The sequence below is a fragment of the Faecalibacterium sp. DFI.5.82 genome, assembly GCF_029076575.1.
Taxonomy (GTDB): Bacteria; Bacillota; Clostridia; order Oscillospirales; family Ruminococcaceae; genus Faecalibacterium; species Faecalibacterium duncaniae.
In genome coordinates, this window is sequence record NZ_JARFIS010001016.1 from 1 (window position 1) to 292 (window position 292).

Genomic DNA, 292 nt, shown 5'->3' on the forward strand with positions numbered 1-292 from the left:
CAGATGCTTCCCCCAACGACAGCCGCCGCGTACCGCCCAGCCCGGAACAACCGTTGGGTTGTGATTACGGCGGCTCCTACGGCGTGGACGATGCCGCCGCCGAGGGGCGCACCCAGCGGCGCGAGGGTCTGCGTGTTTCTGCCGTGTTCATGGGCGATGACAGCTCCAGCCACGATGCAGAACGCATCTACGGCAAAAATCTCGCCCGCATCCGGGGCATGGATCAGCTGGCGCGCGCCGCTGGGCGGCTCATCCAGAATGAGATCCGGGAGCTGGGGGATTGAATCCTCCC

The 292-nt window shown here is 66.1% G+C and carries 1 pseudogene; it reads left to right on the plus strand.

The features are described 5' to 3' along the window. Nucleotides 1-284, plus strand: a pseudogene (locus P0G09_RS19940) (hypothetical protein); the annotation flags it as partial. Between the last annotated feature and the right edge of the window lie 8 nt (nucleotides 285-292).